The sequence below is a fragment of the Streptomyces sp. DvalAA-14 genome (assembly GCF_900091855.1).
In the GTDB taxonomy this organism is placed as follows: domain Bacteria; phylum Actinomycetota; class Actinomycetes; order Streptomycetales; family Streptomycetaceae; genus Actinacidiphila.
This window is the reverse complement of record NZ_FMCH01000542.1, coordinates 1-9,579: the sequence shown is the minus strand read 5'-3', so window position 1 is coordinate 9,579 and position 9,579 is coordinate 1. Positions and strand designations below refer to the sequence as shown.

The 9,579-nt window shown below is 73.8% G+C and carries 5 protein-coding genes; 2 read left to right on the top strand and 3 right to left on the bottom strand.

Going from position 1 to position 9,579, the window contains the following annotated elements; all coding sequences use genetic code 11:
* On the top strand, positions 1–1,446 hold a 1,446-nt coding region (locus GA0115240_RS29220; RefSeq protein WP_093741276.1), incomplete at its 5' end, for a hydrolase.
* 23 nt (positions 1,447–1,469) lie between these two features.
* Here the strand turns inward: GA0115240_RS29220 and GA0115240_RS29215 are convergent.
* Positions 1,470–3,611: a SpoIIE family protein phosphatase gene (locus GA0115240_RS29215; RefSeq protein WP_093741274.1), complete on the bottom strand. Its 2,142-nt coding sequence runs from the start codon at positions 3,609–3,611 to the stop codon at positions 1,470–1,472.
* A gap of 165 nt (positions 3,612–3,776) precedes the next feature.
* Positions 3,777–4,376 carry a hypothetical protein gene (locus GA0115240_RS29210; protein ID WP_093741272.1) on the bottom strand — a complete coding sequence of 200 codons (600 nt, stop codon included), beginning with the start codon at positions 4,374–4,376 and terminating at the stop codon, positions 3,777–3,779.
* A gap of 1,339 nt (positions 4,377–5,715) precedes the next feature.
* On the opposite strand from GA0115240_RS29210, the gene GA0115240_RS29200 reads away from it, so the two are divergent.
* Positions 5,716–6,804, top strand: a complete 1,089-nt coding sequence (locus tag GA0115240_RS29200; RefSeq protein ID WP_256070058.1) for an NAD-dependent epimerase/dehydratase family protein — start codon at positions 5,716–5,718, stop codon at positions 6,802–6,804.
* A gap of 423 nt (positions 6,805–7,227) precedes the next feature.
* Here GA0115240_RS29200 and GA0115240_RS29195 read toward each other — a convergent pair whose 3' ends face one another.
* Positions 7,228–9,330, bottom strand: a complete 2,103-nt coding sequence (locus GA0115240_RS29195; protein ID WP_256070057.1) for a glutaminase domain-containing protein — start codon at positions 9,328–9,330, stop codon at positions 7,228–7,230.
* Positions 9,331–9,579 lie beyond the last annotated feature (249 nt).

The following is a 9,579-nucleotide window of genomic DNA, read 5'->3' as shown; positions in this document are numbered from 1 at the left end:
GCGCAGGCCGCCCCCGCCGCCGCGGCCACCCACCGCGTGCTGTTCGACAACACCAAGGCCGAGACGGCCGGCAACGCCGACTGGATCATCAGCACCAGCCAGCCGGACCCGCTCGGCCAGGACTCCACCCCCAACTCCGAAACCGACTGGACGGGCGCCCTGTCCTCCTGGGGCGTGACGCTGCAGAAGGCGGGCTACACGCTGAACACCCTGCCGTCGGGCAAGACCATCACCTACGGCACCACCAGCCCCCAGGACCTGAGCAACTTCGACACCTTCGTGCTGACCGAGCCGAACGTGAAGCTCAGCACCGCGGAGAAGACCGCCGTGATGAAGTTCGTGCAGAACGGCGGCGGCCTGTTCCTGATCTCCGACCACAACGGCAGCGACCGCAACAACGACGGCTGCGACTCACCGTGCGTCATGAACGACCTGCTGACCAACAACGGCGTCGACAACACCGACCCGTTCGGCTTCTCGGTCGACCTGGTCGACATCAGCACCGACAACCCCCGTGCCATCAGCAGCAGTTCGGACCCGGTCCTGCACGGACCGTTCGGCACCGTCACCGGCAGCATCCTGCGGGACGGCACCACCTTCACCCTCAAGCCCAACGACAACCCGAACGTCAAGGGCCTGCTCTACCACACCGGCAGCTCGGGCAACTCCGGCGCCTTCTTCGTCACCAGCACCTTCGGCAGCGGCCGGGTGGCGATCTGGGGCGACAGCTCACCGGTCGACGACGGCACCGGCCAGTCCGGCAACACCTTGTACGACGGCTGGAACGACCCGGCGGGCACCGACGCGGCGCTCGCTCTGAACGCCACCGCCTGGCTGGCCGGCAGCGGCAGCTCCGGCGGTACGACCACGGGTGGGACGACCACGGGTGGGACCACCACCGGCGGCACCACCACCGGGGGAACGACGACCGGGGGAACGACCACCGGCGGCACCACGACCGGCGGCGGGGGCGGCAGCTGCTCCTCGCAGCAGCTGCTGGCCAACCCCGGCTTCGAGTCCGGCACTTCGTCCTGGTCCGCCACCAGCGGCGTGATCAGCAACTCCACCAAGGAAGCGGCGCACAGCGGTTCCTACAAGGCCTGGCTGGACGGCTACGGCACCGCCACCACCAACACGCTGTCCCAGTCGGTCGCCATCCCGGCCGGCTGCTCGGCGAACCTGAGCTTCTGGCTGCACATCGACACCGCCGAGACCGGCTCGACCGCCTACGACACCCTCAAGGCGCAGGTGCTCAACTCCTCCGGCACGGTGCTGTCCACGCTGGCCACGTACTCCAACGCCGATGCCGCCTCCGGCTACACGCAGCGGAGTTTCAACCTGAGCGCGTACGCCGGCCAGTCGGTGACGATCAAGTTCACCGGGGTGGAGGGCTCCAAGCTGCAGACGTCGTTCGTGGTGGACGACACCGCCCTCAACGTCAGCTGAACCAGGCGCGATCCGGCCCGGCCTCAGGCCGGGCCGGCTGACGGACCGTCGGCCGCGGGGCCGAACTCGCACCACACGGCCTTGCCGTCGCCCCGCGGCTCGACACCCCAGCTCGACGCCATCGCGTCGATCATCAGCAGCCCGCGGCCCGAGGTGGCCGCCTCGCCGGGCGACCGGCGGCGCGGCCACTGGCTGGAGCGGTCCTGCACCGACAGCCGTACCCGGCGGACCGGCTCGGGCAGCACCTCCAACGTGAGCACCGCGCCGCCCTCGGTGTGCAGCAGGACGTTCACCAGCAGCTCGCCGGCCGCGAGTTCGACGTCGTCGGCGATCTCGGACAGACCCCACTCGGCCAGGGCGCGCCGCAGCGCGCCGCGGGCCTCGGCCAGCCCCTGCGGGTCGGCCTGGTGGACGTACTGGTGGAAGCGCGGGGCGCCCGCGGTGCCCCGGTCGGGAGTCCGGCGCAGGAGCAGCAGCGCCACGTCGTCGTCGGAACCCCAGCGCTCCCACAGGTGGTCCGCGATGTAGTCGGCCAACTCCTCGACAGGCTGCGGCCCGTGGTGCACCGCCTCGGCGAGCGCCGCCATGCCCACGCCGATGTCCACCCCGCGCTCCTCGACCAGGCCGTCGGTGCAGAACGCCAGCGTCTCGCCGGGGACCAGGTCCAGCCGGGTCTCCGGGAAGTCCTGCGTGCCCAGCTGGGTGGCCAGGCCCAGTGGCAGGCCGCCGCGGACATGCGGCCACCCGGTGCGGCCGTCGGTGCGCCGGATCAGCGGGCCGAGGTGCCCGGCGCGGGCCACCCGTACGGTGCCGGTGTCCAGGTCGAGTTCGGCGTAACCGCAGGTCGCGAAGCGCTCCGTGTCGAGTTCGGCGAGGAATCGGGAGGCGCGGGCGAGCACGGTGGAGGGCGGGTGGCCCTCGGCGGCGTACGCCCGCAGCGCGATCCGCAACTGGCCCATGACGGCGGCGGCGTGCGTGTCGTGGCCCTGGACGTCGCCCACCACCAGGCCGACCCGGTTCTGCGGCAGCCCGACGACGTCGTACCAGTCGCCGCCGACCTCCCGGCCCCGCCGGGCGGCGTGGTAGCGCACCGCGATCTCGACGCTGCCGAACCGGGGGATGTGCCGGGGCAGCATCGACTCCTGGAGCCCGGTGGCGAACTCCCGCTCCTGGTCGAAGAGGACGGCCCGCTGCAGCGACTGGGCGAGGATGCCGGCCAGCGCGCCGTCGAGTTCGCGGTCCTCCCGGCTGAACGCCCTGCGCCCCCGGTAGAACAGCGCCAGCCCGCCGATGGACCGGGCCTGCGCGATCAGCGGCAGGAAGGCGGCAGACTCCATGCCGAGCCGGTCGGGCGACGGACCCAGCGGGGGGAAGCGCTCTCCCAGGTCGGCCAGGCCGGTGGCGTAGCGCGGCCGCTGGGTCAGCACCGCCTCGTCGAGCGGCAGTGCCGTGTCCAGGCGGCGGGGCGGGAGGTCCTCCAGGCCCAGACCGGTCAGGGCCTCACCGCAGACCGCGACGTAGCGCAGAGTGCCGCCCTCGACCAGGCCGAGGGCGAGTCCGTCCGCGCCGAACCGCTCCAGCGCGCCCTCACCGGTCAGCACCGCGGTGACGTCCTCCACGGTGACCGCCTCCGACAGCGCCTCCGTGGTGCGCCGGACGATGGAGGGCACGTGCAACTGCTCCAGACCGGCGGCGGGCTCGCCGGCCGCGGGCGCCTCCTCCAGTTCCTCGGTGGCGTCCCGGACGATGCCGACGATCCGGTAGGCGTTGCCCCGCTCGTCCCGCAGGACGGTGCCCTGGGTGTGCGTCCACTGCATGGCGCCGTCGTGCCGGACGACCTGGAAGTAGCCGCCGTAGCTGCGCCAGCCCTCCTGGAGCGCCTCGCGCAGCTCCTTGTCCAGCCGGGCGCGCTCCTGCGGGGTGACCCGCAGCGCCAGCGTCTCCGGGCGCCGGTCGAACTCCTCGGGATCCAGGTCGAAGACGTCGAGGCCGGCCGGGTCGAGCTCGAAGACGCCCCGTTCGAGGTCCCAGTCGAAACTTCCCACCCCATTGAGGGCCAGCCGCTCCTCCGGACCGATCCGCGGCGTGGCCGTCTCGCGGCCCGGAGTGGAACGGGCCGCGCGGGGGTCGTAGGGGCCGGGATCCGGCCGGTTACGAGGTGCCATGCGCGTGCTCCGGGGTCGGATCTGCGGTCATGGGCAGGTGCGCGCCGCAACCATCAGGCCCATTATCTACCCGATGCCTCGATTGTTGTGGTTCGGCAGGTGATCCGCCGCGGTTCGGGCCGGCCGCGGTCACCGGCGGAGTCACCGCCGGAGTCACCGCCGGAGTCACAGTCGGCGGGTCCGGCGGCGGGTCCGGCGGCCGATCACGTAGAGGCCGGCCGCCCCGGCCAGGGCCCCGCCGGCGATGATCGCGACGGTGTTCGGGGCGCCGATGCCACCGCCGAGGCCGGTCCGGGCCGGCCCGGCGGGCGCGGACGGGGCGCGGGACGTGCCGTCGCCGATCATCAGCGGGGTGGTGCCCTTCTCGGCCCCGCACTGGAAGGCGACGTCGTACCGGGCGCCGGGTTTGGCGCTGTCGCCCACCCGGACGGTGGCGGACCGGCCGCGGCCTTCGCCCCCGCGCAGGGTGACGTCGTGGAAGAGGGCCGGCGCGGACACCGTCACCGCAGAGGGGCAGCCGGCCGCCCGGACCGTCACACGGCCGCCGGGGGCGACCGTCTCCGGGCTGACGCTGAAACTCAAGGACGTGAAGGAGGGCAGCGCGGAAGCAGCGGAGAAGGAAGCGGAAGAGGCCGCGGCGACGGCGGCGGCGGGGACGGCACTCGGGAGGGATGCGGCGTCGCCCACGGCGAGCGCGGTCGGGGCGGCGAGGGCCACGACGGAACCGGCGAGCAGCAGGGCGGCGGTCGTACGTCCAGGACGCATGGGGCTTCTCCGGTGCCGGGGGCGGTCCGGTGACCGTCCATGGGGTGGACCGGCACTGATTCGCATCAAAGGCGGGGGTGGTACGGCTTGCTCGCGCGCGGTTGGTTCGGCCGGGCGCCGCCGGGCCGCCCGGCAGCCGGTCCGAACCGTCAACTCGCCCCGCCGCCACGCCCATCGCCGGCGGGGACGCGGCCGGCTGACTCCCCGCACCCGGTCGGCCCGTTCAGGTGACGCGGCAGCCTTGGCGGAGGTGACCGCGGTGACGCGGCGTACGGGGCCGGAAGCGGTGGGCGGCCGTCCGGCTCGGGGACGGCGGCCCGGGTGCGGCGGGGCGGGAGCGGCGGGGCGGGAGCGGCGGGGGGCGGGTCGTGAATTCGGGCCCGGGACAACAAAGAGGTCATTTCGACGGGGTTCTCGGGCATGGGTACGCACAGAGGGGGTACGCGTGGTGTCCACAGGGGACGACCCGCGTTCCCGTCCGAACACCGGGAGTGTCCAATGACCCAGCCCAACCCCGACCCGTTCCCCGTGCCGACGCCTCCGGTGCGTCCCGGGGACCCGGCGCCGGGGCCCGATCCCGTTCCCGCACCCAGCCCGCGCCCCGTTCCGGGCCCGGCCCCCGACCCGCTGCCTCCGACACCGGGTCCCGAGCCGACGCCGCCCGCCCCGGGCCCGGACCCGGTTCCGCCGACGCCGGGGCCCAACCCGATACCGCCTCCTCCGCCGCTCTACTGAGCCCCCGGCTGATCGAGCGCGCCCCACCCGCGCGCCGATAGCCCCCCAACGAACCCGTGCCCGGCCGGGCGGCAGGCCCGGACCGGGGCACGGGCGGCGGATGAGCCCGCGGCCGAGCGGCAGGAGGACAGACACGCTCCGTCGCTCAGCGGCTCAGCGGCTCAGCGGCTCAGCGGCTCAGCGGGCGCATGATGTGACCTCGTTCGTCAATTACCTTTCACTTCGATAATCGTAAATACGCTCGGCCATTCATCCCTCAGGTCGCGGGTCCGCGCCCGTCCGGCCCACACCGCGGCCCAAACCCGCAGGCAGGACCGCCTTTCGCTGGCCGGCCCCGACCGTCCCCGCCACCGCGTGCGCCCGCGCACCAGGCGCATGACCTGCTCGGAATCCACCACCATGGTGCCCGGAATCATTGATTCCGATCTGCGGACGACATGGGGAGGAAGGCAGCCGCCGACGGCTGCCTTCCAGGAAAGGACGTGCATGGACGGTCATAGGAGCGGCGGTCTGCGCGCCCATCGGCGGGCGGCGGGATCGCCGGCCGGCGGGGCGGCTGCCGGCAGTCCGTGTGAGCTGCTGCTCGAGGGGGCGTGACCGCCCGGTGAAGCGGATTTTGGTGCTGGGCGGGAGCGGATTCCTCGGCTCGGCGGTACGGGCCCGGCTGACCGGCCCGGATTTGCCCGGCCGGACGGACCGGGACCTGGGCGGCTGGACCGGTTCCGCCGGTCGGATCAGTCCGGTTCTCGGTGGTGGGGAGCACGTCCGGATACTCCGGGGAGAGCGCTCTCCCGGATCCGATCTGACCGTGGACCTCGCGGTGGCGACGGTGGACTCCCTCGCCCGGGGGCTTGAGACGCTGGCCCCCGATGTGGTGGTCAACTGCGCCGGAGCCCTCGCCGGGCCGGCCAGCGAGCTGTGCGCGGTCAACGCCCGCGGCCCGGCCGTGCTGGCGGAGGCGATGGCGCTCGCGGCGCCCTGGGCCCGGCTGGTCCATCTCGGCTCGGCGGCGGAGTACGGCTCGGCGCAGGCCGGGTCGGCGCTCTCCGAGAGAGCCGCGACCCGGCCCACCGGGGTCTACGGGGCAGCGAAACTGGCCGGGACGCTCGCCGTCTGCGGCTCCGGTCTCGACGCGGTGGTGCTGCGGGTGTTCAACCCGGTGGGCGCCGGCGCGCCCGCTGCCGGCCTGCCCGGCCGGCTGGCCGCCGCCTTCCGCGCCGCGCCGCCGCACGGCACGGTGCGGACCGGCAGCCTCGCGGCGTACCGCGATTTCGTGGACGTGCGCGATGTGGCGGAGGCGGTGGTCCTGGCCGCCACCGTGCCGGGTCCGCTCCCCCCGGTCCTCAACATCGGCTCCGGCCGCGCCGTCCGGGCCCGCACGCTCGCCGAGGCGCTCGCGGTGATCGCCGCGTTCACCGGCCGTATCGAGGAGTCGGGCGGCGGCGCCGGCCGCCCGGTCGGCGCCGACTGGCAGCAGGCCGACATCGCCCTGGCCACCCAGACGCTCGGCTGGCGCCCGGCCCGCACCCTGCGCGACGCGCTCACCGCACTGTGGCGGGCGACAGCCCCGGAACAGCACCGTGAACTCGCGCTGCGCAGCATCTCCACCGGGCCCGGCCCCGGAAGCGGCCCGCGGGCGCTGTCCGCCGTCTTCGGCCGACCGGTCGCCCCCGTCGCACGCACCCGGCCCTGACCCACCACGGCGCCGACCCCCCGGTCGGCGCCAACCGGCACCGGGCCGACCGGCCTCGGCTGGCCGGACACCCGGCTGGCACCCGCAGCACCCCGCGACCACTGCACTCCGGCTGGCGACAGCCCCCGAACCCTCACCACGCAGCCGCGCAGGCCGGCTTCGGCCGGCCCATCGCAGCAACGGCCCGCACCCGGCCGCGACCTGCGGCGGGACCGGGCAGGGGCTGGCCGCAGAGCGTTGTCCGCGCGAAGGGCGCGGCCCCAGCGTCCGGCGTTCCCGCCACGAACTTCGGCGCGGGGGCGCCTGTCAGCGGCGGCTCCTGGACGGTCCCGGCAGCGCAGGCGGGGTCCTCCCCGGAGGCCAGGTGATGCGGTGGACGGGCCCGGTCCGCGGTCGGCGCCGCGCGCTTCCGCGCGGGTGGGCTCAGATCAGGCGCCAGAGGTGGTCCGCGGTTCCGTTGTCGGGCCATTGGGTGACCTGCGCCCCGTCGGCCTGGGACATGCCGTCCACGGCGAGCAGCTTGCCGGAGCGGACGTTGACGATCTTCGACCAGCCGTCGCCGTTGTCGACGAACCGCCAGACGTGGTCGGGGGTGCCGTTGTCCTGGTACTGCTGCACGTGGGCGCCGTCGTCCAGGCTCTGGTCGTGGACGGCCAGCACCTTGCCGCTGTTGCGGTTGGCGATCCGGACCGTGCCGTCGCCGTTGTCGATCAGGGTCCATACGTGGTCGGCGGTGCCGTTGTCGGTGTACTGGGTGACCTCGGCGGTGTCGGCCAGCGACATGCCCGAAACCGCCAGCACCTTGCCGGAGTTGCGGTTCTGGACGCGGTGCCAGCTCACCGTGGAGGCGGCCGGGGACAGCAGCAGTGCGAACATCCCGCCGACCACCGGCCGGGCGGCGAAGCCCTGCTGCGCGGCACTGGCGACGACGTACCAGTCGGTGAACGGCACCCGCTGGGCTGTGCTGTTGGCGAAGTTGTAAACGCCGTCGACCAGGATGTTCCGGGTGGCCGGCCGGTCGGCGAGCCAGGCCGCCGTCCACAACTCCCAGTCGCCCTTGGTGTAGGCGTTGCGCGGGTCGAGTTGGACGCCGTATGTGCCGGCGTGCGCGGCGTACCAGGCGGCTTCGCGGGCGGCGGTGCCGGTGGGGAGAAGGTCGAGGCCGAGCAGCCGGTCGGGGAAGCCGTTGTACTTCAGGCTCCAGGTGCCGTCCTGGTCGTAGGCGAGTTTGAGGTGGGCGCCGGAGGAGTCCTCGGCCAGTGAGGTCCACTGGCTGACGTAGCCGCGGGCCAGCGCGCTGTAGTGGGCGGCGTCGGCGGTGTTCGCGGCGGCGGTGGCGACGACGGCCATCGCGCCGATGCCGATGATGCCCTTGAGCGCGAGGTTGGCGCTGTGGGCGATGAAGCCGGTGAAGTCGTCGGTCTGGTTCTGGAAGCCGGGGTCGAGCGCGTTGGCCGCTAGGTATTCGGCCCATTGGCGCAGGATCGGGTAGTGGGTGCGGGCGAAGGCCGCGGCATCGGCGGCGGGCAGTCGCTGGATGACGGCGGCGGCCATGATGAGCATGTTGGCGGACTCCTCGACCGGCATGTCCTCCTCGTTGCCGTCGTTGTGCCCGGTGGCGTCGGGGTAGCCGGAGCCGAGGTCGTGCTCGGCGAACTCCTTCGGCCAGCCGCCGTGTTCGGCGTAGTCCAGCAGGGGTTCGAGCAGCAGCCGCAGATAGGCCGGCGAGAGGTACAGGTAGGCGGGGAAGGCCGGGTAGGTGACGTCGACGGTGGACATGTTGCCGTCGGAGGAGATCTCCTTGAGGAAGGCCCAGGGACTGCCGGCCCGGTCGACGAGTTCGGTGCCGGCCACCGCCTGGCGCAGGGCGAGGGCGCACACGGCCGCGTAGTGCTCGCCGGTGCTGCCGCCGCCGGCCGCGGTCGCCGCGGCGTCGTGGACCTGCTGGTCGAGTGCGGTGGCGGCGGCGAGCGCGGCGGCGTGGTCGGCGTCGAACCAGGCGAGCATGTCCGTCCACGCGGCCCAGTAGTGGGTCCACCAGGGCTGGAGTTGCGCGCCGAGGTAGCTGACGGCGGGGGTCCGGACGTGTCCGAGGGTGACGGTGAACTCGGCTGAGGGCGCGCCGGGGTTGACGGTGCCGAAGTCGCGGTTGAGGCCCAGGACGGGCCAGCGGTCGTTGATGGCGCGGGGCTGGGCGCTGTCGACGGTGCCGGCCAGCCGGCCGCCGCCGGCCGAGGCGGCACGGACCACGGTGTCCTGGCCGATCTGCCAGGTCAGCCCGGTGCCGGTGGGTGCGGCGAGGACGAGCCGGCCCCACGATGCCTGGTCGCCGCTCTCCTGGAGGACGCCGGGGCCGGCCGGCTGGGCGCTGAGCACGGTCAGGGACCCGGCCTGCTGCTGCGCCCAGGTGATGGGTGTCGAGGTGTCGCCGTGCACCCATTCGCCGGACGCGTCGAGGTGTATGTCCACCGCGTGGGCGCGGCCGTCGTTGCTCGCGGCCTGCACGGTGACGTAGCTGAGCGGCACGCTCTGGCGTTGGAGATCGCCGAGGTCGACCGGCGAGAGAAGGTGACGGTGAGGGTGACGCCGCCGCCGCTGAGCGTGAAGATCGAGCGAGTGGGGTGAGTTGCAGCGAGAGTTGCTGCATGGGGGTGGAGGGGTCCGGGGCCCGGCGGCACGGAGGGGCGCCGGCGAAGACGTAGGCGGCGCCGTCGATCCGGGCCAGGCCGCACAGGGCGGTGATGTGGCCGTTCCAGAAGGTGGACCAGGTCCCGG